We start from the raw sequence: 22,229 nt of genomic DNA, 5'->3' as shown, positions 1-22,229 counted from the left end.
ACATTCACGGAGAGTTTGATCCTGGCTCAGGACGAACGCTGGCGGCGTGCTTAACACATGCAAGTCGAACGATGAAGCCGCTTCGGTGGTGGATTAGTGGCGAACGGGTGAGTAACACGTGGGCAATCTGCCCTGCACTCTGGGACAAGCCCTGGAAACGGGGTCTAATACCGGATACGACCGCTGACCGCATGGTTGGTGGTGGAAAGCTCCGGCGGTGCAGGATGAGCCCGCGGCCTATCAGCTTGTTGGTGGGGTGATGGCCTACCAAGGCGACGACGGGTAGCCGGCCTGAGAGGGCGACCGGCCACACTGGGACTGAGACACGGCCCAGACTCCTACGGGAGGCAGCAGTGGGGAATATTGCACAATGGGCGAAAGCCTGATGCAGCGACGCCGCGTGAGGGATGACGGCCTTCGGGTTGTAAACCTCTTTCAGCAGGGAAGAAGCGAAAGTGACGGTACCTGCAGAAGAAGCGCCGGCTAACTACGTGCCAGCAGCCGCGGTAATACGTAGGGCGCAAGCGTTGTCCGGAATTATTGGGCGTAAAGAGCTCGTAGGCGGCTTGTCGCGTCGGATGTGAAAGCCCGGGGCTTAACCCCGGGTCTGCATTCGATACGGGCAGGCTAGAGTTCGGTAGGGGAGATCGGAATTCCTGGTGTAGCGGTGAAATGCGCAGATATCAGGAGGAACACCGGTGGCGAAGGCGGATCTCTGGGCCGATACTGACGCTGAGGAGCGAAAGCGTGGGGAGCGAACAGGATTAGATACCCTGGTAGTCCACGCCGTAAACGTTGGGCACTAGGTGTGGGCGACATTCCACGTCGTCCGTGCCGCAGCTAACGCATTAAGTGCCCCGCCTGGGGAGTACGGCCGCAAGGCTAAAACTCAAAGGAATTGACGGGGGCCCGCACAAGCAGCGGAGCATGTGGCTTAATTCGACGCAACGCGAAGAACCTTACCAAGGCTTGACATACACCGGAAACGGCCAGAGATGGTCGCCCCCTTGTGGTCGGTGTACAGGTGGTGCATGGCTGTCGTCAGCTCGTGTCGTGAGATGTTGGGTTAAGTCCCGCAACGAGCGCAACCCTTGTTCTGTGTTGCCAGCATGCCTTTCGGGGTGATGGGGACTCACAGGAGACTGCCGGGGTCAACTCGGAGGAAGGTGGGGACGACGTCAAGTCATCATGCCCCTTATGTCTTGGGCTGCACACGTGCTACAATGGCCGGTACAATGAGCTGCGATGCCGTGAGGTGGAGCGAATCTCAAAAAGCCGGTCTCAGTTCGGATTGGGGTCTGCAACTCGACCCCATGAAGTTGGAGTTGCTAGTAATCGCAGATCAGCATTGCTGCGGTGAATACGTTCCCGGGCCTTGTACACACCGCCCGTCACGTCACGAAAGTCGGTAACACCCGAAGCCGGTGGCCCAACCCTTGTGGAGGGAGCCGTCGAAGGTGGGACTGGCGATTGGGACGAAGTCGTAACAAGGTAGCCGTACCGGAAGGTGCGGCTGGATCACCTCCTTTCTAAGGAGCACATAGCCGACTGCAGACAAACGTTCTGCACGGTTGCTCATGGGTGGAACGTTGACTATTCGGCACTTTCCGGAAGGGATCATTAGTACTGCTTCGGCGTGGAACGTGAGTCCTGGGTGGAGAGTGTCGGGCACGCTGTTGGGTGTCTGAGGGTACGGCCGAGAGGCTGTTCCTTCTGCCGGCCCCGGTGTAGGTCTGCTTCGGCAGGTTGTGACGGGTGGCTGGTCGTTGTTTGAGAACTGCACAGTGGACGCGAGCATCTGTGGCCAAGTTTTTAAGGGCGCACGGTGGATGCCTTGGCACCAGGAACCGATGAAGGACGTGGGAGGCCGCGATAGGCCCCGGGGAGCTGTCAACCGAGCTGTGATCCGGGGGTGTCCGAATGGGGAAACCCGGCAGTCGTCATGGGCTGTCACCCGCTGCTGAACACATAGGCAGTGTGGAGGGAACGCGGGGAAGTGAAACATCTCAGTACCCGCAGGAAGAGAAAACAACCGTGATTCCGGGAGTAGTGGCGAGCGAAACTGGATGAGGCCAAACCTACGGCGTGTGATACCCGGCAGGGGTTGCGTCGTGGGGGTTGTGGGATCTCTCTTCAACAGTCTGCCGGCTGTTGGACGAGTCAGAAACCGTTGATGTAGGCGAAGGACATGCGAAAGGTCCGGCGTAGAGGGTAAGACCCCCGTAGCTGAAACATTAGCGGCTCGTTTGAGAGACACCCAAGTAGCACGGGGCCCGAGAAATCCCGTGTGAATCTGGCGGGACCACCCGTTAAGCCTAAATATTCCCTGGTGACCGATAGCGGATAGTACCGTGAGGGAATGGTGAAAAGTACCGCGGGAGCGGAGTGAAATAGTACCTGAAACCGTGTGCCTACAAGCCGTGGGAGCGTCGCATCGAGTGCTTGCACTCGGTGTCGTGACTGCGTGCCTTTTGAAGAATGAGCCTGCGAGTTTGCGGTGTGTTGCGAGGTTAACCCGTGTGGGGAAGCCGTAGCGAAAGCGAGTCCGAATAGGGCGACCCAGTAGCGCGCCCAAGACCCGAAGCGGAGTGATCTAGCCATGGGCAGGTTGAAGCGGAGGTAAGACTTCGTGGAGGACCGAACCCACCAGGGTTGAAAACCTGGGGGATGACCTGTGGTTAGGGGTGAAAGGCCAATCAAACTCCGTGATAGCTGGTTCTCCCCGAAATGCATTTAGGTGCAGCGTCGTGTGTTTCTTGCCGGAGGTAGAGCACTGGATAGGCGATGGGCCCTACCGGGTTACTGACCTTAGCCAAACTCCGAATGCCGGTAAGTGAGAGCGCGGCAGTGAGACTGTGGGGGATAAGCTCCATGGTCGAGAGGGAAACAGCCCAGAGCATCGACTAAGGCCCCTAAGCGTACGCTAAGTGGGAAAGGATGTGGAGTCGCAGAGACAACCAGGAGGTTGGCTTAGAAGCAGCCACCCTTGAAAGAGTGCGTAATAGCTCACTGGTCAAGTGATTCCGCGCCGACAATGTAGCGGGGCTCAAGCGTACCGCCGAAGTCGTGTCATTCATACAACAGCCCTAACGGGTGTGTGGATGGGTAGGGGAGCGTCGTGTGCCGGGTGAAGCAGCCGCGGAAGCGAGTTGTGGACGGTTCACGAGTGAGAATGCAGGCATGAGTAGCGATACACACGTGGGAAACGTGTGCGCCGATTGACTAAGGGTTCCTGGGTCAAGCTGATCTGCCCAGGGTAAGTCGGGACCTAAGGCGAGGCCGACAGGCGTAGTCGATGGACAACCGGTTGATATTCCGGTACCCGCTTTGAAACGCCCAATATCGAATCAGGCGATGCTAAGTCCGTGAAGCCGTCCTGGATCCTTCGGGTGAAGGGAAGTGGTGGAGCCGACGGACCAGACTTGTAGTAGGTAAGCGATGGGGTGACGCAGGAAGGTAGTCCAGCCCGGGCGGTGGTTGTCCCGGGGTAAGGGTGTAGGCCGTGTGGTAGGCAAATCCGTCACACGTTAAGGCTGAGACCTGATGCCGAGCCGATTGTGGTGAAGTGGATGATCCTATGCTGTCGAGAAAAGCCTCTAGCGAGTTTCATGGCGGCCCGTACCCTAAACCGACTCAGGTGGTCAGGTAGAGAATACCGAGGCGTTCGGGTGAACTATGGTTAAGGAACTCGGCAAAATGCCCCCGTAACTTCGGGAGAAGGGGGGCCATGTCCGGTGATGAGTCTTGCACTCTGAGCTGGGTGTGGCCGCAGAGACCAGCGAGAAGCGACTGTTTACTAAAAACACAGGTCCGTGCGAAGCCGTAAGGCGATGTATACGGACTGACGCCTGCCCGGTGCTGGAACGTTAAGGGGACCGGTTAGCTCCATTTCGGTGGGGCGAAGCTGAGAACTTAAGCGCCAGTAAACGGCGGTGGTAACTATAACCATCCTAAGGTAGCGAAATTCCTTGTCGGGTAAGTTCCGACCTGCACGAATGGCGTAACGACTTCTCGACTGTCTCAACCATAGGCCCGGTGAAATTGCACTACGAGTAAAGATGCTCGTTTCGCGCAGCAGGACGGAAAGACCCCGGGACCTTTACTATAGCTTGATATTGGTGTTCGGTTCGGCTTGTGTAGGATAGGTGGGAGACTGTGAAGCATGCACGCCAGTGTGTGTGGAGTCGTCGTTGAAATACCACTCTGGTCGTGCTGGATGTCTAACCTGGGTCCGTGATCCGGATCAGGGACAGTGTCTGGTGGGTAGTTTAACTGGGGCGGTTGCCTCCTAAAGGGTAACGGAGGCGCCCAAAGGTTCCCTCAGCCTGGTTGGCAATCAGGTGTTGAGTGTAAGTGCACAAGGGAGCTTGACTGTGAGACCGACGGGTCGAGCAGGGACGAAAGTCGGGACTAGTGATCCGGCGGTGGCTTGTGGAAGCGCCGTCGCTCAACGGATAAAAGGTACCCCGGGGATAACAGGCTGATCTTCCCCAAGAGTCCATATCGACGGGATGGTTTGGCACCTCGATGTCGGCTCGTCGCATCCTGGGGCTGGAGTCGGTCCCAAGGGTTGGGCTGTTCGCCCATTAAAGCGGTACGCGAGCTGGGTTTAGAACGTCGTGAGACAGTTCGGTCCCTATCCGCTGTGCGCGTAGGAGTCTTGAGAAGGGCTGTCCCTAGTACGAGAGGACCGGGACGGACGAACCTCTGGTGTGCCAGTTGTTCTGCCAAGGGCATGGCTGGTTGGCTACGTTCGGGAGGGATAACCGCTGAAAGCATCTAAGCGGGAAGCCTGCTTCGAGATGAGGACTCCCACCCACTTGATGGGGTAAGGCTCCCAGTAGACGACTGGGTTGATAGGCCAGATATGGAAGCCGGGTAACCGGTGGAGTTGACTGGTACTAATAGGCCGAGGGCTTGTCCTCAGTTGCTCGCGTCCACTGTGTAAGTTCTGAGGCAACGAACAGTTGCCGGTTTGAGCAGAACCACTTAATTGAAGAGTGTGCTTGTTCGCTCGAAACCGATAGGGTTTCGGTGGTCATAGCGTTAGGGAAACGCCCGGTTACATTCCGAACCCGGAAGCTAAGCCTTTCAGCGCCGATGGTACTGCATGGGGGACCGTGTGGGAGAGTAGGACGCCGCCGAACAATATTTCAAGGACCCTTGGTCCCAGCGTTCACGTTGGGACCAAGGGTCCTTTTGTTTTTATTGATTTGAAACGCAGTGTTTTTGTCGAAGCGCAGCCTCCGGGTGACTGCGCGAGAATGGCTGCGGTACCTCAAGACAGGAGTCACGTCGATGTCCACCAACTCTCCCGACGGCCGATCGGGCGGCGACCGCCACGGCGGTCCGCGGGGCGGCTTCCGCCGTGACAACGACCGCGGCGGGTTCCGCGGCGGTCGCGATGACCGTGGCGGCCGTCCCGGTGGCGGTGGCTACGGCCGGCGCGATGACGACCGTGGCGGCTTCCGTCGTGACGACCGCGGCCCGCGTCGCGATGATGACCGTGGCGGTTTCCGTCGCGATGAGCGTCGTGATGACCGTCCGTCGTTCCGTCGTGACGAGCGTCGTGATGATCGTGGTCCGCGTCGTGACGACGACCGTGGTGGCTTCCGCCGCGACGACCGTCCCTCGTTCCGGCGTGACGACCGGCGTGATGACCGCGGCCCGCGCCGTGACGACGACCGTGGTGGCTTCCGCCGTGATGAGCGTCGTGACGACCGTCCGTCGTTCCGGCGCGACGAGCGTCGCGACGACCGCGGTCCGCGTCGTGACGACGACCGCGGTGGCTTCCGCCGCGACGACCGCCCGTCCTTCCGGCGTGACGACCGTCGCGATGACCGCGGCCCGCGCCGCGACGACGACCGTGGTGGCTTCCGCCGTGATGAGCGTCGTGACGACCGTCCGTCGTTCCGGCGCGACGAGCGTCGCGACGACCGCGGTCCGCGTCGTGACGACGACCGCGGTGGCTTCCGCCGCGACGACCGTCCCTCGTTCCGGCGTGACGACCGGCGTGATGACCGCGGCCCCCGCCGTGACGACGACCGCGGTGGCTTCCGCCGCGACGACCGTCCCTCGTTCCGGCGCGATGACCGTCGTGATGACCGCGGCCCGCGTCGCGATGACGACCGTGGCGGCTTCCGCCGTGATGAGCGTCGTGACGACCGTCCGTCGTTCCGCCGCGACGAGCGTCGCGACGACCGCGGCCCCCGCCGCGATGACGACCGTGGCGGCTTCCGCCGCGATGAGCGTCGTGACGACCGTCCGTCCTTCCGGCGCGACGACCGCGGTGGCCGTCCCGCCGGTGGGGGCTACGGTCGGCGTGACGACCGGGACCGTCAGGGCGGCGGCTACCGTGGGCGCGACGATCGCTCCCGCGGCTATGGCCGGCGTGACGACCGGGACCGCGACCGGGACCGTGGTGACCGCGAGCCCGTGAAGCGTCTGCCCATCCCGGACGACGTGACCGGTGAGGAGATCGACAAGGACGTCAAGCAGGAGCTGATGAGCCTGCCGAAGACCCTTGCCGAGGACGTCGCCCGCAACCTCGTCATGGTCGCCAACCTGCTGGACGAGGACCCGGAGCAGGCGTACGCGTACTCCCGCATCGCCCTCCGTCTCGCCTCGCGCGTCGCCGCCGTCCGTGAGGCGGCCGGTTTCGCGTCGTACGCGACCGGCAAGTACTCCGAGGCGCTGGCCGAGTTCCGGGCTGCCCGGCGGATGACCGGCTCGGTCGAGCTGTGGCCCGTCATGGCGGACTGCGAGCGCGGCATGGGCCGCCCCGAGCGGGCGCTGGCCATGGCCGGCGAGCCCGAGGTGCAGAAGCTCGACAAGGCCGGTCAGGTGGAGATGCGCCTGGTGGCGGCCGGGGCCCGCAAGGACATGGGGCAGGCCGAGGCGGCCGTCGTGACGCTGCAGAGCCCCGAGCTGGCGTCGAACTCCGTCCAGCCGTGGACCGCGCGCCTGCGCTACGCGTACGCCGACGCGCTGCTCGAGGTCGGCCGTGAAGCTGAGGCGCGCGAGTGGTTCGCCAAGGCCCTGGAGGCCGACCAGGGCGGGATGACGAACGCTTCCGACCGGCTCGCGGAGATGGACGGTGTCGAGTTCACCGATGTCCTGTCCGAGATCGAAGAGGTCGAGGATGCCAAGGACACGGAGGACACCGTGACCGAGGAGGCCGAGGAGGCCGAGGAGACCGAAGAGGTCGAGAAGGCCCAGAAGGTCGAGACGGTCGAGGAGAGCAAGGCCGAGGGCACCGACACCGGCGCCGACGGCGGCGAGCGGAAGTGATCGAAGAGGGCGGAACCCCGCGGGGTTCCGCCCTCTTGCTTTCAGTTCAGGGTGAGGCTGCGCAGGACCAGGCCGGTCGCCGGCTTCGGGCCGAAGGATGTGGACTTGCGCGGCATGGTCACGCCCTGTTCGGCGAGCTCCCGCACCACGTCCTCGTGGACGGGGTGCATCAGGACGGCGGTGCCGCCGTGGCGTTCGGCCTGGGCGACGGCGGCGGCCGTCTCGTGGATGTAGCCGATGTGCTCCGGGTCGTCCTGGACCCGCCACACGTGCTCCAGCAGCGTGGAGTGGAGGACGGTCGCGTCCAGCTCGCGCCAGGCGCGCGGGCGGTCGGCCGGGACCGTGCGGGCCAGCAGTTCCGGGTCCGGCCGGTTCACGAGGTGGAAGCGGCCGTCGCCGGCGAGCAGATAGGCGTTGCCGTGTTCGTCGGCCTCCGAGGCCTCCGCGAGGGCGTCGAGCGCGGCGGGCAGCTCCACGTCCAGGGTGCGGACGCGGAAGGAGCCGGCGAGGGCGGCCAGGGCGTCGGCGGGGGGCAGCTTGTGGAGCAGGCGGTGGATGGCGCGGACCCGCAGCGGGTAGCGGGCGGTGTCCACGAGCAGGACGAGGCCGAAGTCCCAGGGGCCGGGCCCGGGTTGCTCGGCGCGGAGCCGCTGGTAGGTGGCCCAGCGGTGGTGGCCGTCGGCGATCAGGGCGCGCTGCCGGGAGAGGTCGCCGGCGATCCGGGCCAGGTCGTCGGGGTCGGTCACGGACCACAGTCGATGGGCGAAGCCGTCCTCGGTGGTCGTGGAGAGCAGGGGCGTGGTGCGGATGACGCGCTCGATGACGGCGGCGGCGCCGGTGGTCGTCCCGTCGCCGCGGTAGGAGAAGAGCAGCGGCTCCAGGTTGGCGGCGGTGTCCCGCATCAGGGCCGCGCGGTCCTCGACGATGTGCGGCATCACGTCCTCGTGGGGGAGGACGACGCCCTCCTCCGGGGGCGTCAGGCGCAGCGCGCCGATCAGGCCGCGCTGGATGATGCCGTCGCCGCGCTGCTCGTAGACGTAGAGCGCCGGTTCCGGGTCCGGGGCGAGGATGCCCTCCTCCTGCCAGCGGCGCAGGGTGTCGGCGGCCTGGCGGTGCCGGTCGGCGGCGGTGGCCGCCTGGGGGAGGATGAGCCGGACGATGTTGTGCGGGTCCGCGGTCTCGAGGTGGCGCAGTCCGTCGGGCCGGACGACGACGTCGTACGGTGGCGAGGTCACCGCCGCGAGGCTGCCCACCCGTTCGGGGACATAGCGCAGCCCTCGGAAGGGGGCGAGTCGGAGACCTTGCCCTGCGTGATCCGCGTGGTCCGGAGTGCTCATTCGGAAATTGTTATGGCCCGTGGCCGGATGAGCAATGATCCAAAACAGAGACGAACAGCACAGGATGAACGGCAGATGAACGGCACGAGGAGCGAACCCTTGATGAACCAGAGCGCGCGGACGGACGTACGGACCCGGCCCGAGGGCTGTGAGCAGCCGCTGAGCGTGGTCTACGACACGGCGCTGCTCGACCTCGACGGCGTGGTGTACGCCGGCGGGGCGGCGATACCGCACGCGGTGGAGTCGCTGGAGCGGGCGCGTGCGGGTGGGATGCACCTCGCGTATGTGACGAACAATGCGGCCCGGACGCCGGAGACCGTGGCCGGGCACCTGACCGAGCTGGGCATCCCGGCCTCGCCGGAGGACGTGATCAACTCGGCGCAGGCGGTGGCCCGGTTGATAGCGGACGAGCTGCCGGCCGGTTCGCGGGTGCTGCTGATCGGGACCGAGGGGCTGCGGGTCGCGCTGCGGGAGCGCGGGCTGGTGCCGGTGGAGTCGGTGGACGACGATCCGGTGGCGGTGGCGCAGGGGTACGGCGGGCCGGAGATGCCGTGGTCGCGGCTGATGGAGGCGTCGTACGCGGTGGCGCGGGGGCTGCCGTGGTTCGCCTCCAACACGGATCTGACGATTCCGACCGGGCGGGGGATCGCGCCGGGGAACGGGTCGGCGGTCGAGGTCGTGAAGATCGCGACGGGGCGGGAGCCGCGGGTGGCGGGCAAGCCGCAGCCTCCCATGCACCGGGAGACGGTGTTGCGGACGGGCGCGGAACGGCCGTTGGTCGTGGGCGACCGGCTCGACACGGACATCGAGGGGGCGTACGCGGGGGGTGTCGACTCGTTGCTGGTGCTGACGGGGGTGACCACTGCCGCGCAGGTGCTGGCGGCCCGGCCGGAGCACCGGGCGACGTATGTCGCGGAGGATTTGCGGGGGTTGCTGGAGGGGCAGCCGGAAGTTTCCGTGTCCGGGGGTGAGTTCCGGTGCGGGGGGTGGACGGCGTCCGTCGTCGACGGGGAGTTCGTCCTGGACGGGGACGGGGCTGCTGTCGACGGGCTCCGGGCGCTGTGCGGGGCGGCGTGGGCCGAGGGTGGGGACGGGAGTTGTGGGGTGGACGGGGGGAAGGTGTTGGCTCGGTTGGGGTGGTAGGCGGGTGCCCCGCGGTGGGGGCGGGGCTGGGGGGATTTTGCCCCGGTCCCGCCCTTTCACCGTTTCTTCCGGGGCGAGCCCCGGCCCCCCGCAACGCAGCTTCGCTGCGTTTGTCCTCAAACTCCCCGGAGGGGGCAACCCCCAGACAGGCTGGATTTCAGCCCAGCTCCGCCAGCAGTTCCTCCTCCGTCTTGCCCTTGCGCCAGTAGCCGGTGAAGGTGATGCGGCCGCGGTCGATGGTGCGGTCGTTGACCAGGTGGCGGCGGAGGGTGCGGACGGTGCCGGCTTCGCCGGCTATCCAGGCGTACGGCGTGCCCGGCGGGAGCGTCGCGTCGCGGACGGCGTCCACGACCGTGGGGTCCTGGCCGCGGATCAGCCAGGTGACGTCCGCGTCGGCGGCGGTGGGGAGGGGAGCGATGTCGTCGGGGTGGGGGACCTCCAGCCAGACCTTGGCCGGCATGCCGGGCGGCAGCCAGGCGAGGATGCCGGCCACGGCAGGGAGGGCCGATTCGTCGCCGGTGATCAGGGTCCAGTCGGTGCCCGCGGGGGGCTGGTAGTCGACGCCGCCGTTGTCCTCGGTCACGGGGGCGAGGAGCGCGGCGCGGTCGCCGGGGCGGGCGGTGCGGGACCAGTGCGAGGCCGGGCCGGCCCCGTGGCCCGAGCCGTGCTGGACGAAGTCGATGTCCAACTCGTCGGGATCGCGGCGCAGTTCGCGCACGGTGTAGGTGCGCATGACGGCGCGTACGGCCGGGTCCTGGGCGCGCCACTCGGCGTACCAGCCCTCGTCGAGGGTGTGCGGCAGCACCGGCGCTTCCTGGCCGGGCTGCGGCAGGAAGAGCTTGAAGCGCTGGTCGCGGCCGCCGGTGACCATCCCGCCCAGGCGGTCGCCGGTGACGGTGACGCGGATCAGGGCGGGGCCGACCTGCTCGGTGCGGACGACGCGGACGTCGAAGAAGCGGTACGTGGGGGTGGCCATCAGAGCTTCTTCGCCTTTTCGAGTGCGGCGGTCAGGTTCTCCAGCAGCGGGGCGCTGCCGGCGTAGGAGAAGCGCGGCTCGCTGAGCCAGGGGCTGACCTGGCCGGCCTCGACGGCGGGGAGCTTGGCCCAGGTGGGCTTGGCGGCCAGGTCCTTGGGCTGGAGGGCGGAGGTGCGGCTGTCCAGGATGATCAGGTCGGCCTCGTACTTGTTGGCGTTCTCCCAGCTGAGGCTCTCGAAGTAGCCGCCCTTGTCGAGCTTCTGCGGGACGACGAAGTCGACGCCGAGCTCGCGGAAGTACATCAGGTCGGCGTTGACGGTCGGGTTGGAGACGTAGAAGAGGTCGGCGCTGCCGGAGGCGGCCATGACCTTGATGCGGCGGGACTTGGCGGTTTTGCGGAGCGTCTCGGCGGCCTTCTCGAAGCGGGCCTTGGCCTCGACGACCTTCTTCGCCTTGAGGTCCGCGCCGAGCGAGGCGGCCAGTTCGGCGTGGCGCTCGATGGGCTTGAGCAGGGGGACGCGGGCGGAGGTCAGGGCGACGCTGGGGGCCAGGCGGAGGATCTTGTCCTTGCTGTCGTCGGGGACGTACCAGAGCGCGCCGGGGTCGAACATCTCGGTGATGAGGAGTTCCGGGTCGAGCGCCGCGTACTTCTCGACGGCGAACTCGCCCCAGGTGTTGCCGAGGATCGTCACCTTGTCGACGTCGATGCCGCCGGCCTGCGGGTCGGGCTTGCCGTCCTTGAGCTTCGTCGGGCCGAAGACGCCGACGCATTCGATGCCGAAGTCGTGCAGGGCGGCGGCGGTGCCGGTGAAGGCGATGATGCGCTTGGGGGTGCGGCCGGTCTTCACGGCGGTGCCGCGGTCGTCCTTGAAGGTCCAGGAGCCACCACCGGATCCCGAACTCCCCGCATTCCCGGATGACTTGGAGGAGCCGCCCCCGCAGGCGGTGATGAAGGCGCCGAGGCCGAGGGCGCCACCCGCCGCCAGGAGGCCGCGGCGGGACAGTACTGTGGTGCGGGGGGTGCTCATGGGGTGGTGCTTCTCTCCGTGGGGGACGGTGCGATGAGGGTAGGCTAACCTAACCCAAGTGTTGGCCGTAGCTACCCCCCAAGCCCCGCCGGGCACCGCCCCCGAGGCCGTGCCCCGCCGGAACGCCCGGCGCGTCGTGGGACTGTTCGTCTCCGCCGTACTCCTGCTGCTCGTCGTGGCGGGCTCGTTCGCCGTCGGCGCCAAGCAGGTGCCCCTGGACCAGGTCTGGCACGGCCTGTTCCACTACTCCGGCACCGAGACGGACGTCGTCGTCCGCGACGTCCGCGTCCCCCGCACCCTCCTCGGGCTGCTGGCCGGCGCGGCGCTCGGGCTCGCGGGAACCGTGATGCAGGCCCTCACCCGCAATCCCCTCGCCGACCCCGGCCTGTTCGGCATCAGCGCCGGTGCCGCGGCCGCCGTCGTCTCGGGCATCGGCTTCCTCGGCGTCACCTCGCTCACCGGGTACGTGTGGTTCGCGTTCCTCGGCGCGGCCGTGGTGTCGGTGGTCGTCCACGCGCTCGGCGGCAGCCGGGGCGCCACGCCCGTGCGCCTCGCCCTGGCGGGCACCGCCGTCACCGCCGTCCTCAACGGCTATGTGTACGCCGTCGAACTCACCGACTCCGCCGCGCTGGACCGGATGCGGTTCTGGACGGTCGGCTCCCTGGCCTCCGCGAACGCGACGGTGGTCGGACAGGTGGCGCCCTTCATCGGCGTCGGCCTCGTGCTCGCCCTGGCGCTCGCCCGGCCGCTCAACGCGATGGCCCTCGGCGACGACCAGGCGCGGGCGCTGGGCACCCGGCTGACGGCCACCCGGGTCCTGGGCCTGGCCGCCGTCACCCTGCTCTGCGGGGCGGCGACCGCGGCCTGCGGGCCCGTCATCTTCGTCGGCCTGATGGTGCCGCACGCCGTCCGGTCGTTCACCGGCCCCGACCTGCGCTGGGTCCTGCCGTACGCGGCGGTCCTCGCCCCCGTCCTGCTGCTCGCCACGGACATCCTCGGCCGCGTCGTGGCCCGGCCCTCCGAGCTCCAGGTCGGTGTCGTCACGGCGCTGGTCGGCGGGCCGATGTTCATCCACCTCATCCGGCGCCGAAGGATGGCCCAGCTGTGAGTGTGCTGCGTACCCGAGGGCTGTCCGTACGGGTCGAGGCCCGGGCCGTGCTCGTCGTCCTGCTGCTGGTGGCCGTCGCGCTCGCCGTCTCCGTCGTGCTCATCGGCACCGGCGACTACCCGCTCTCGCCCGCCGAGGTGACGCGGACGCTGACCGGCGGCGGCACCGCGGCCCAGGAATTCATCGTCAACGAACTGCGCCTGCCCCGGGTGCTGGTCGCCCTGCTCGTCGGCGCCTCCCTCGCGCTGTCCGGCGCCGTCTTCCAGTCCGTCTCCCGCAACCCGCTGGGCAGCCCGGACGTGCTCGGCCTCGGGCAGGGCTCGACGGTCGGGGCGCTGCTGGTCATCGTCCTCTTCCAGGGCGACCAGACGGCCGTCGCGGCCGGGGCGCTGGCGGGCGGGCTGCTCTCCGGCGCCGCGATCTATCTGCTGGCGTGGCAGAAGGGCGTGCACGGCCAGCGGTTCGTCCTCGTCGGCATCGCCATGTCCGCGATCCTCGTCTCGGTCATCGGCTACCTGCTCACCAAGGCCGACCTCACCGACGCGGCGCGCGCCACGCTCTGGATGGTCGGCTCCCTCAACGGCCGCGACTGGAGCCAGGTGTGGCCGCTGCTGTGCGTCTGCGCCGTCCTCGTCCCCGTCCTCCTCGGCCAGGGCCGCGGGCTGCGGATGCTGGAGATGGGCGAGGACGCGGCGCACGCGCTCGGCGTGCGTGTCGAGCGGACCCGGCTGACCGCGCTGACCTGCGCGGTGCTGCTCGCCGCGGCCGCGACGTCGGCCGCCGGCCCGATCGCCTTCGTCGCGCTCTCCGCGCCGCAGATCGCCCGGCGGCTGACCCGGTCGCCCGGCCCCTGTCTGGTGGCCTCCGCCTGTACGGGGGCGGCGCTGCTGGTCACCGCGGACTGGGGCGCGCAGCGGCTCTTCGGCGCGGACCAGCTGCCGGTCGGTGTGCTCACCGGGATGCTCGGCGGCTGCTATCTGCTGTGGCTGCTCTACGCGGAGCGGAAGGGCGGGCGGTTGTGACGGCTGTGCCGATTGTGACGGCTATGACGGCTATGACTACTACGACGGTTACGACTAAGGAGACTCCAGCATGAGCCGCTTGAAGGCCGACTCCGTCACCCTCGCCTACGACCGGCGGGTCATCGCGGAGGACCTCTCGGTCGAGATACCCGACAACTCCTTCACCGTCATCGTCGGCCCCAATGCCTGCGGCAAGTCCACGCTGCTGCGGGCGCTGTCGCGGATGCTCAAGCCGGAGGCCGGGTCCGTGCTGCTCGACGGGCAGGCGATCGGGTCGTACCCGGCGAAGAAGGTGGCCCGCATGCTCGGGCTGCTGCCGCAGTCGTCCGTGGCGCCGGACGGGATCACTGTCGCCGACCTCGTCGCCCGCGGCCGCTACCCGCACCAGGGGCTGCTGCGGCAGTGGTCCCCGGAGGACGAGCAGGTCGTGCAGGAGTCCATGGAGTCGACGGGGGTCGCGGCGCTCGCCGAGCGGTACGTCGACGAGCTGTCGGGCGGGCAGCGGCAGCGGGTGTGGATCGCGATGGCCCTCGCCCAGCGGACGCCGCTGCTGCTGCTGGACGAGCCGACTACCTATCTGGACATCCAGCACCAGATCGAGGTGCTCGATCTGTGCGCGGAGCTGCATGAGGAGCAGGGGCGGACGTTGGTGGCCGTGCTCCACGACCTGAACCACGCGGCCCGGTACGCGACGCATCTGATCGCGATGCGGGACGGGAAGGTGGTGGCGGAGGGGGCGCCGGGGGAGGTGGTGACCTCGGAGTTGGTGGAGCGGGTGTTCGGGCTGCGGTGCGAGATCATCGATGATCCGCAGACGGGGACGCCGTTGGTGGTGCCGGCGGCGCGGAAGGTGCGGGCGGCGGCTGTTCCGGTGTAGGTGCCCCTGGCCCGCCCCAACCCTCTTCCGCAGGGGCTTCGCCCCTGCGCGACCCCGCCGGCGCGCGGGCCGCGCGCGGGGGCCGGGACCGCGCTGCCGCGCGGGTGGCGGGGCTTCGCCCCTGCGCCCCACCGGGGGCTTCGCCCCCTGGCCCCCGCTCGGGCTGTGCCCGCTGGGTCCGGCTCGGGCTGTGCCGCTGGTCCTCGCTCGGGCTCCGCCCCCTGGGCCCCGCTCGGGTTGTGCCTGCTGGGTCCGGCTCGGGCTGTGCCGCTGGTCCTCGCTCGGGCTCCGCTCCCTGGGCCCCGCTCGGGTTGTGCCCGCTGGGCCCCTGACCGGGGCTGCGCCCCTGGAGCCCGAAGCGCCCTCCGGGCTCCCCCGGAGGGGGCACCCCCAGTCCTCGAGCTCCCCGGACGGGCTGAATGATCAGCCCGTCCGGCGCCCGAGCCGCAACCGCTACAGAATCGCCCGCAGACGCAGCACATCCCGCACGCCCGCCTTCAGGCGCACCCGCCCGCTCGCCCACGCCCGGGCGAAGTTCAGCCGGCCGTCCACCAGGGCCACCAGGTCGTCCCCCGTCATCTCCAGCGCGATCTCCGCCCGCCGCTCCGGCACCCCGGGGACCGTGCGGACCTCCCTGATGTGACCCTCCCGCAGGTGGCCCACGAAGGTCACGTCCAGGTCCGTCACATGACAGCTCAGGGAGCGGTCCGGCATTGCCGCGTTCCGCAGGCCCTCGTCCGCTCCCGCGAGGTTCTCCGCCAGTCTGTCGAGCGCCGCGCGGCACTCCTCGATCGTCGCCATCGCACTGGACGGTACACCGGTCGGGGGCGAACACCGGCGAAACACCCGTTCCGGGGTAGCGTCGGGAGCATGACCGACATCATCGACCGGACCCCCACGGGGCACCCCGAGGTGGACGCCCATCTCGAACGGCTCGCGGACGCCGACCACCTCGACGCCGACGGTCACCTCGCGGTGTACGAGGATGTACACCGGGGGCTGAAGGACGTCCTCGCCGCACTCGACAACAGGAGCTGAACCGCACGTGGCCGTGACCCGCCGACGACTCGACGCTGAGCTGGTGCGCCGGAAGCTGGCCCGTTCCCGCGAGCACGCGAGCCAGCTGATCGCCGCGGGCCGGGTGACCGTCGGCGGCGCGACGGCCAGCAAGGCCGCCACCCAGGTGGAGACCAGCGCCGCGCTCGTCGTCGTCCAGGACGACAGCGACCCGGACTACGTCTCCCGCGGCGGGCACAAGCTGGCCGGCGCGCTCGCCGCGTTCGTCCCGCAGGGGCTGAAGGTCGAGGGCCGGCGGGCGCTCGACGCCGGGGCCTCGACCGGTGGCTTCACCGACGTGCTGCTGCGCGCCGGGGCCGCCCACGTCGTCGCCGTCGACGTGGGCTACGGGCAGCTCGCCTGGTCGCTGCAGAGCGACGAGCGGGTCACCGTCAAGGACCGGACCAATGTCCGCGAGTTGACGTTGGAGCAGATCGACGGGAAGCCGGTCGACCTCGTCGTCGGCGATCTGTCCTTCATCCCGCTCGGCCTCGTGTTGCCTGCCTTGGTGGCGTGCACCGCGCCCGGTGCCGACCTGGTGATGATGGTCAAGCCGCAGTTCGAGGTCGGCAAGGAACGGCTCGGCAGCGGCGGCGTGGTGCGCAGCCCCGAGCTGCGCGCCGAGGCCGTGAAGGAGGTCGCCCGCCGCGCGGCCGCACTGGGACTCGGCGTCCTCGGTGTCACCGCCAGCCCGCTGCCCGGTCCTTCGGGCAACGTCGAGTACTTTCTGTGGCTGCGCGCCGGTGCGCCCGAACTGGACCCGGCGGACGTTGACCGTGCAGTGGCGGAGGGGCCTCGTTGACCACTACAGAAGCGACACAGAGACGTACCGTCTTCCTGCTCGCGCACACCGGGCGCCCGGCGGCCATCCGCAGTGCCGAACTCGTCGTCCAAGGGCTGCTGCGCTGCGGCATCGGCGTCCGGGTGCTGGCCGAGGAGGCCGCAGACCTGCCGCTGCCGTCCTCCGTCGAACGGGTGGAGGCCGGCCCGGACCACCCGGACGTGCTGGAGGGCTGTGAACTGCTCGTCGTCCTCGGGGGCGACGGGACGCTGCTGCGCGGCGCGGAGTTCGCCCGGGTCTCCGGGGTGCCGATGCTCGGGGTCAACCTCGGCCGCGTCGGCTTCCTCGCGGAGGCGGAGCGCGACGACCTCGACAAGGTCGTCGACCGGGTGGTGACCCGGGAGTACGAGGTCGAGGAGCGCATGACCCTCGACGTCCTCGTCCGTACGGACGGGCACGTCGTGCACACGGACTGGGCGCTCAACGAGGCGTCGGTGGAGAAGGCGGCGCGGGAGCGGGTGATCGAGGTCGTCACCGAGGTGGACGGGCGGCCCGTCTCGCGCTTCGGCGGCGACGGCGTGGTCTGCGCGACGCCGACCGGGTCGACGGCGTACGCCTTCTCGGCGGGCGGGCCCGTGGTGTGGCCCGAGGTCGAGGCGCTGCTGATGGTGCCCATCAGCGCCCATGCGCTCTTCGCCAAGCCGCTGGTGACGGCGCCGGACTCGGTGCTGGCCGTGGAGGTGCAGCCGCAGACGCCGAACGGGGTGCTGTGGTGCGACGGGCGCCGGAGCGTGGAACTGCCGGCGGGAGCGCGGGTGGAGGTGCGGCGGGGGGCGGTGCCGGTTCGGCTGGCGCGGCTGCATCACGCGTCCTTCACGGACCGGTTGGTCGCGAAGTTCGCGTTGCCGGTGGCGGGGTGGCGGGGGGCGCCGCACTAGGCGCCCCTGCGGGGGCGTCACCCGCGACCCGCAGCCAGCAGCTGACGCGCCCGTGTCAGTGCCGAGTCCTTGTGGGCCGCGAACTCCTCCTCCGTGAAGACCGGTGTCCGGACAGCCGGCGGGATGCCCGTCACGTCGTACGTCCGCCGCTGCGGATCCGCGGTCATGAACTCTTCGTTCGGCAGGCCGAACCGCCAGCCGTTCGGCAGGGAGCGCTCCAGGACGTCCGAGAACGAGCCCTGTGTGTTCTCGCCGATCCGCGTCGGCGCGGGGGAGCGGCCCATCAGCGCCTGCGTGGTCGTCTCGCCCGCGCTGATCGTCAGCCGGCCGGTCAGGACCGCCAGCGGGCCGGTGTAGACCGGGCCGTCGTGCGGGTTCACGCGTACAGGGACCTCGGGGGTGAAACGCCGGGGGTTCCGGGGGTCGGAGCGCGCGTGCTTGAGGTAGGCGACATACGGCCGGTCCGTGAGCCGTTCCGCGACGCGGATGCCCAGCCGGTCCGAACCGCCGCCGTTGAAGCGGAGGTCGAGGACCAGGCCGCGCAGGGAGCGGACGCGGGCGGGGGTGAGGACCGCGTCCAGGGCGCGGTCCAGCTCGGCCGCGTCCGCCGCGGGGCCGCCCTTCGCGGCGAAGCGGGTGAGGCGGGTGATCCGCAGGTATCCGAGGCCGTCGGGCAGGTCCGCGTAGGAGACCGCGCCCTGCGCCCAGCTGCGCAGGGGCACTCCGACGGCTTCGGCGACCGCCTTGTCGGTGCGGGCGATGGACTCCCGGGTGGGCATGACCGTGTCGGCGCGGTGCCCGCCGTAGTTGCGGTCCGCTCCGTCCGTGATGCTCGTGTGCCCGTCGTGCAGCGGCTCGATCATCTTCCGGAGGATCGCGAACAGCTCGTCGTCGCTCGTGTGCGCGGTGACGCGGGGGCGGTAGCGGTCGCGGACCGCCCGCCAGTCCACGCCGTGGGCGGCGAAGAAGGGGTAGTTCTCGGCGTACGTCTGCCAGAAGACGTCGAAGACCCGGCGCGGGTCCGTCGTCCGCGGTTCCGCACACCGGGCGGGCAGCGCCGCCCGGCGCAGGACGCGGTGGCCGACGCTCTCGTCGAAGGCCAGCCGCAGCCGGCCCGTGCCGTCGCGGGAGACCGTCAGCCCCGAGCCCTCCCCGTCGGTGAAGCGGCCGGAGCCGTCCCCCTTCACCTCCGGTGCCCCGGGCAGACAGCTGACGGCGGTGGTCTCCCAGGTGCGCAGCCGCCGTCCGCCGTCCGTGATCGAGACGACCGTCCCGTAGCCGTCCGAGCGCCACACGCCGTCGAGGCGGGGCGGCGGGGACGCCGCCACGTCCGCGCAGGCGGCCGTGGTCAAGGTGAGGATCGCAGCCAGCAGGGCCACGGCGGTGCGGCGGGTACGTACGGTCATGTGTCCAGGCTGGTGGGAGGGGGTGCGCGGGCACCATGGGGAGGTCACCCGGACCGGTGGTGGGGTTCTCCCCAGGGGGCCGGGACGGGGGGAGGCCGTCGCGAGGGGGCCCCGGAACCTCGTATGGTCGTATCCGTGTTGGAGGAGATGCGGATCCGGTCCTTGGGTGTCATCGATGATGCGGTGGTCGAGCTGTCACCCGGTTTCACCGCGGTGACGGGCGAGACCGGCGCCGGCAAGACCATGGTCGTCACCAGCCTCGGGCTGCTGCTCGGCGGCCGGGCCGACCCCGCGCTGGTGCGGGTCGGTGCCAAGGCGGCGGTGGTCGAGGGGCGGATCGCCGTCGACCGCCGGTCGCCCGCGGCCGTGCGGGCCGAGGAGGCGGGCGCCGAGCTCGACGACGGCACGCTGCTCGTCAGCCGCACCCTCTCCGCCGAGGGCCGCTCCCGGGCCCACCTCGGCGGCCGGAGCGTGCCCGTCGGGCTGCTGGCCGAGCTCGCCGACGATCTCGTCGCGGTGCACGGCCAGACCGACCAGCAAGGGCTGCTGCGCCCGGCGCGGCAGCGCGAGGCCCTCGACCGGTACGCGGGCGAGGCGGTGGCCGCGCCGCTCGCCAAATACGCCGACGCCTACCGGCGGATCAAGGCCGTCGCCGCGGAACTGGAGGAGCTGACCGCCCGCGCCCGCGAGCGCGCCCAGGAGGCGGACCTGCTGCGCTTCGGCCTCGACGAGGTCGCCGCCACCGAGCCGCTGCCCGGCGAGGACGCCGAACTGGCCGCCGAGGCCGAGCGGCTGGGCCACGCCGAGGCCCTCGCCTCCGCCGCCACCGCCGCCCACGCGGCGCTGGCCGGCGACCCCGAGGACCCCGAGGGCGTGGAGGCCTCCGCCCTGGTCGCCGGGGCGCACCGGGTGCTGGAGGCCGTGCGCTCCCACGACCCGGCCCTCGCCGCCCTCGCCGACCGGATCGGTGAGATCGGCATCCTGATCGCCGACGTGGCCGGCGAACTCGCCGGGTACGCCGGCAACCTGGACGCCGACCCGCGCCGGCTGGCCGCCGTCGAGGAGCGGCGCGCGGCGCTGGGGCATCTGACGCGCAAGTACGGCGAGGACGTCGCGGGCGTGCTCGCCTGGGCCGAGCGGAGCGCCGAGCGCCTCGGCGAGCTGGAGGGCGACGACGACCGGATCGCGGAGCTCACCGCCGAGCGGGACGCGCTGCGCGCCGAACTCGGCGCGCTGGCACAGGAACTGAGCGACGCCCGCGCCGAGGCGGCCGGGCGGTTCGCCGGGGCGGTCACGGCCGAGCTGGCGGAGCTGGCGATGCCGCACGCGCGGGTGTCCTTCGCGATCCGGCAGAACGCGACGGACGACGAGGCGTCGGGCGTCGAGGTCGGCGGGCGCGCCGTCACCTTCGGGCCGCACGGTGCCGACGACGTCGAGCTGCTGCTCACCCCGCATCCCGGGGCCCAGCCGCGGCCGATCGCCAAGGGTGCCTCGGGCGGTGAGCTCTCGCGCGTCATGCTGGCCGTGGAGGTGGTGTTCGCGGGCTCCGACCCGGTGCCGACGTATCTCTTTGACGAGGTCGACGCGGGCGTCGGCGGGCGGGCCGCCGTCGAGGTGGGCCGCCGGCTGGCCCGGCTGGCGCGGAGCGCACAGGTCGTGGTCGTCACGCATCTGCCGCAGGTGGCCGCGTTCGCCGACCGGCACCTCGTCGTGGAGAAGACCCACGAGGGCTCGGTGACCCGCAGCGGGGTCAAGGCCATGGAGGGCGAGGACCGGGTGCGCGAGCTCTCCCGGATGCTGGCGGGGCAGGAGGACTCCCAACTGGCCCGCGCCCACGCCGAGGAGCTGCTGGAGGCGGCCCGCTCGGGGCGGTGACGTAAGGGACCTTTACGGGCTCGTCATCCCCAAACCGGGTGAATCCACAGATGTGCGGGCGGGACAGGGCGGGCCGCGCGCGGAGCGGTGGTGCGTGGATGTCGGTGGCGGCTGGCATCCTGGGCTCGGCACCGCGCCGTTGCCGTTCAGCCTCGCCTCAGCCGACTCAGGAGTCCCTCCCGCGTGAGCAGTACATCCGGCACGTCCCACGGGCGGCCGCCCCTGCACGCCGTCCAGATCCTGGGCGGCGGGAGCGGGGGCAGCGGGGCCCATGTGCGGTCGCTGGCGGGCGGGCTGGTCGCGCGCGGCCTGCGGGTGACGGTCTGCGCGGCCGGGTGCGCGGAGGCGCGGTACGGATTCACCGGCGCGGGCGCGTCGTTCGAGGCGCTGCCGGCCGGGACGGACGCGCTCGTGGTCGCCGGGATCCGCGCGGCCAGCGCGGACGCGGACGTGGTCCACGCGCACGGGCTGCGCTGGGGTGTCCTCGCCGCCCTCGCGCTGCGCGGGCGCGGAACGCCGCTGGTGGTCACCTGGCACCGGCGGGTGTGCGCGGCGGGCGCCCGGGCCCATGTCGTCCGGCTGATGGAACGACGGGCCGCGCGCGGCGCCGCGGTCGTGCTCGCGCCCTCCCCCGACCTGGTGGACCAGGCGCGGCTGCGCGGCGCGCGGGACGCGCGGCTGACGGCGGTGGCCCTGCCGGCGCCGCGGGCGGTACCGATGGACCCGGACGACGACCTCCCCCGGGACAAGCTCCTCGCCGAACTGGGCGTGATGGGGCGCCCGTTGCTCCTCGCCGTCGGGCGGCTGGAGGCGGAGCAGGGGTACGGGCCGCTGCTGGACGCCGCGCGGTCCTGGCGCGACCTGGACCCCGAGCCGCTGCTCCTCGTCGCCGGGGAGGGCCCCGAGCGGGGCGCCCTGCAACGGCGGATCGAGGACGAGCACCTGCCCGTCCGGCTCGTCGGCCGGCGCGACGACGTCCCGCAGCTGCTGGGCGCCGCGGACGTCGCGATCCTGCCCAGCCGCTGGGAGGCGCGCTCCCTGCTGGCCCAGGAGGCCTTCCAGGCCGGGGTGCCGCTGGTGGCGACGTCGGTGGGCGGAGTGCCCGATCTGGTGGGCGACGCGGCGGAGTTGGTGCCGTACGGGGACGCGGGGGCGCTGGCGCTGGCCGTGACCGGGCTGCTGGCGGATCCGCCGCGGCGGGAGCGGTTGGTGGCGGCGGGGCGGGTGCGGCTGGGGGAGTGGCCGTCGGAGGATGATGCGGTGGCTCATGTGCTGAGCGTGTACGACGAGTTGAGTGGGTGGCGCTGAGCGCGCCTATGTCTCGGGGGAGGGTTGCCCCGGTCCCGCCCTTTCACCGTTTCTTCCGGGGGAGACCCCCGGACCCCCATTCGC

General features: G+C 69.9%; 16 protein-coding genes and 3 rRNA genes. 14 read left to right on the top strand and 5 right to left on the bottom strand.

Going from position 1 to position 22,229, the window contains the following annotated elements; genetic code table 11:
- Positions 1 to 3 precede the first annotated feature (3 nt).
- The 5 genes from AB8735_RS09780 (at position 4) to AB8735_RS09760 (ending at position 7,290) form a co-directional block, all read left to right on the top strand.
- Positions 4 to 1,529: ribosomal RNA gene (locus AB8735_RS09780) — 16S ribosomal RNA — on the top strand.
- A 273-nt stretch (positions 1,530 to 1,802) separates the two neighbouring features.
- Positions 1,803 to 4,925: ribosomal RNA gene (locus AB8735_RS09775) — 23S ribosomal RNA — on the top strand.
- A 105-nt stretch (positions 4,926 to 5,030) separates the two neighbouring features.
- Positions 5,031 to 5,147: ribosomal RNA gene (gene rrf, locus AB8735_RS09770) — 5S ribosomal RNA — on the top strand.
- Together the 16S, 23S and 5S rRNA genes form the textbook arrangement of a ribosomal RNA operon.
- 221 nt (positions 5,148 to 5,368) lie before the next feature.
- Complete coding sequence (locus tag AB8735_RS09765; protein WP_372406668.1) at positions 5,369 to 6,439, top strand: hypothetical protein; 1,071 nt, start codon at positions 5,369 to 5,371, stop codon at positions 6,437 to 6,439.
- 65 nt (positions 6,440 to 6,504) lie between these two features.
- On the top strand, positions 6,505 to 7,290 hold the full coding sequence (locus tag AB8735_RS09760) for a hypothetical protein (RefSeq protein WP_372411809.1): 786 nt from the start codon (positions 6,505 to 6,507) through the stop codon (positions 7,288 to 7,290).
- 41 nt (positions 7,291 to 7,331) lie between these two features.
- Here the strand turns inward: AB8735_RS09760 and AB8735_RS09755 are convergent, their stop codons facing one another.
- The gene (locus AB8735_RS09755; protein WP_372406666.1) at positions 7,332 to 8,627 is read right to left on the bottom strand and encodes a DUF1015 family protein; all 1,296 of its coding nucleotides are present in this window, start codon (positions 8,625 to 8,627) and stop codon (positions 7,332 to 7,334) included.
- Between the two features lie 102 nt (positions 8,628 to 8,729).
- Between AB8735_RS09755 and AB8735_RS09750 the strand changes: the two genes are divergently transcribed.
- Positions 8,730 to 9,770 carry an HAD-IIA family hydrolase gene (locus AB8735_RS09750; RefSeq protein WP_372406664.1) on the top strand — a complete coding sequence of 347 codons (1,041 nt, stop codon included), beginning with the start codon at positions 8,730 to 8,732 and terminating at the stop codon, positions 9,768 to 9,770.
- Positions 9,771 to 9,927: 157 nt separating this feature from the next.
- Here AB8735_RS09750 and AB8735_RS09745 read toward each other — a convergent pair whose 3' ends face one another.
- Positions 9,928 to 10,746 (bottom strand): siderophore-interacting protein, encoded by an 819-nt coding sequence (locus AB8735_RS09745; RefSeq protein ID WP_372406663.1) that lies wholly within the window; start codon positions 10,744 to 10,746, stop codon positions 9,928 to 9,930.
- The gene (locus tag AB8735_RS09740; protein ID WP_372406661.1) at positions 10,746 to 11,774 is read right to left on the bottom strand and encodes an ABC transporter substrate-binding protein; all 1,029 of its coding nucleotides are present in this window, start codon (positions 11,772 to 11,774) and stop codon (positions 10,746 to 10,748) included. The genes AB8735_RS09745 and AB8735_RS09740 overlap by 1 nt, the downstream gene beginning before the upstream one ends.
- A gap of 58 nt (positions 11,775 to 11,832) precedes the next feature.
- Between AB8735_RS09740 and AB8735_RS09735 the strand changes: the two genes are divergently transcribed.
- The 3 genes from AB8735_RS09735 to AB8735_RS09725 all read left to right on the top strand — a co-directional run bounded on the left by AB8735_RS09735 (position 11,833) and on the right by AB8735_RS09725 (position 14,781).
- Entirely contained in the window at positions 11,833 to 12,882 is a 1,050-nt protein-coding gene (locus tag AB8735_RS09735) for a FecCD family ABC transporter permease (RefSeq protein ID WP_372406660.1), read from the top strand.
- Positions 12,879 to 13,904: an iron chelate uptake ABC transporter family permease subunit gene (locus AB8735_RS09730; protein ID WP_344023799.1), complete on the top strand. Its 1,026-nt coding sequence runs from the start codon at positions 12,879 to 12,881 to the stop codon at positions 13,902 to 13,904. Before AB8735_RS09735 ends, AB8735_RS09730 begins: the two co-directional genes overlap by 4 nt.
- A gap of 70 nt (positions 13,905 to 13,974) precedes the next feature.
- A complete protein-coding gene (locus AB8735_RS09725; RefSeq protein ID WP_344023801.1) occupies positions 13,975 to 14,781 on the top strand; it encodes an ABC transporter ATP-binding protein in 807 nt (268 codons plus the stop codon).
- Positions 14,782 to 15,234: 453 nt separating this feature from the next.
- On the opposite strand, the gene AB8735_RS09720 is transcribed toward AB8735_RS09725, so the two are convergent.
- Positions 15,235 to 15,582, bottom strand: a complete 348-nt coding sequence (locus tag AB8735_RS09720; protein ID WP_344023803.1) for a sterol-binding protein — start codon at positions 15,580 to 15,582, stop codon at positions 15,235 to 15,237.
- Positions 15,583 to 15,651: 69 nt separating this feature from the next.
- On the opposite strand from AB8735_RS09720, the gene AB8735_RS09715 reads away from it, so the two are divergent.
- The 3 genes from AB8735_RS09715 to AB8735_RS09705 are packed head-to-tail and all read left to right on the top strand — an operon-like array spanning position 15,652 to position 17,556.
- Positions 15,652 to 15,819: a hypothetical protein gene (locus AB8735_RS09715; protein ID WP_344023944.1), complete on the top strand. Its 168-nt coding sequence runs from the start codon at positions 15,652 to 15,654 to the stop codon at positions 15,817 to 15,819.
- A 13-nt stretch (positions 15,820 to 15,832) separates the two neighbouring features.
- Positions 15,833 to 16,639 carry a TlyA family RNA methyltransferase gene (locus AB8735_RS09710; RefSeq protein ID WP_344023924.1) on the top strand — a complete coding sequence of 269 codons (807 nt, stop codon included), beginning with the start codon at positions 15,833 to 15,835 and terminating at the stop codon, positions 16,637 to 16,639.
- On the top strand, positions 16,636 to 17,556 hold the full coding sequence (locus AB8735_RS09705) for an NAD kinase (RefSeq protein ID WP_344023805.1): 921 nt from the start codon (positions 16,636 to 16,638) through the stop codon (positions 17,554 to 17,556). The genes AB8735_RS09710 and AB8735_RS09705 overlap by 4 nt, the downstream gene beginning before the upstream one ends.
- 17 nt (positions 17,557 to 17,573) lie before the next feature.
- Here the strand turns inward: AB8735_RS09705 and AB8735_RS09700 are convergent, their stop codons facing one another.
- Positions 17,574 to 18,962: a S41 family peptidase gene (locus AB8735_RS09700; protein ID WP_372406658.1), complete on the bottom strand. Its 1,389-nt coding sequence runs from the start codon at positions 18,960 to 18,962 to the stop codon at positions 17,574 to 17,576.
- 123 nt (positions 18,963 to 19,085) lie between these two features.
- Here AB8735_RS09700 and recN point away from each other — a divergent pair, with 123 nt between their 5' ends.
- Positions 19,086 to 20,837, top strand: coding sequence for a DNA repair protein RecN (recN, locus tag AB8735_RS09695; protein WP_372406657.1), 1,752 nt, complete (start codon positions 19,086 to 19,088; stop codon positions 20,835 to 20,837).
- 183 nt (positions 20,838 to 21,020) lie between these two features.
- Positions 21,021 to 22,145: a glycosyltransferase family 4 protein gene (locus AB8735_RS09690; protein WP_372406656.1), complete on the top strand. Its 1,125-nt coding sequence runs from the start codon at positions 21,021 to 21,023 to the stop codon at positions 22,143 to 22,145.
- The last annotated feature ends 84 nt before the right edge of the window (positions 22,146 to 22,229 follow it).

It is taken from the genome of Streptomyces luteireticuli (assembly GCF_041519305.1).
Classification (GTDB): Bacteria; Actinomycetota; Actinomycetes; order Streptomycetales; family Streptomycetaceae; genus Streptomyces; species Streptomyces luteireticuli.
Note: the sequence above shows the minus strand (reverse complement) of the source record. Positions and strands in the feature narration are given on the sequence as shown.

Bases quoted from the DNA above. Each gene is read 5' to 3' on its own strand.
- recN (WP_372406657.1), top strand. From the start codon at position 19,086: ATGGTCGTATCCGTGTTGGAGGAGATGCGGATCCGGTCCTTGGGTGTC.
- AB8735_RS09760 (WP_372411809.1), top strand. From the start codon at position 6,505: ATGAGCCTGCCGAAGACCCTTGCCGAGGACGTCGCCCGCAACCTCGTC.
- AB8735_RS09750 (WP_372406664.1), top strand. From the start codon at position 8,730: ATGAACCAGAGCGCGCGGACGGACGTACGGACCCGGCCCGAGGGCTGT.
- AB8735_RS09715 (WP_344023944.1), top strand. From the start codon at position 15,652: ATGACCGACATCATCGACCGGACCCCCACGGGGCACCCCGAGGTGGAC.
- AB8735_RS09740 (WP_372406661.1), bottom strand. From the start codon at position 11,774: ATGAGCACCCCCCGCACCACAGTACTGTCCCGCCGCGGCCTCCTGGCG.
- AB8735_RS09700 (WP_372406658.1), bottom strand. From the start codon at position 18,962: ATGACCGTACGTACCCGCCGCACCGCCGTGGCCCTGCTGGCTGCGATC.
- AB8735_RS09755 (WP_372406666.1), bottom strand. From the start codon at position 8,627: ATGAGCACTCCGGACCACGCGGATCACGCAGGGCAAGGTCTCCGACTC.
- AB8735_RS09725 (WP_344023801.1), top strand. From the start codon at position 13,975: ATGAGCCGCTTGAAGGCCGACTCCGTCACCCTCGCCTACGACCGGCGG.
- AB8735_RS09720 (WP_344023803.1), bottom strand. From the start codon at position 15,582: ATGGCGACGATCGAGGAGTGCCGCGCGGCGCTCGACAGACTGGCGGAG.
- AB8735_RS09745 (WP_372406663.1), bottom strand. From the start codon at position 10,746: ATGGCCACCCCCACGTACCGCTTCTTCGACGTCCGCGTCGTCCGCACC.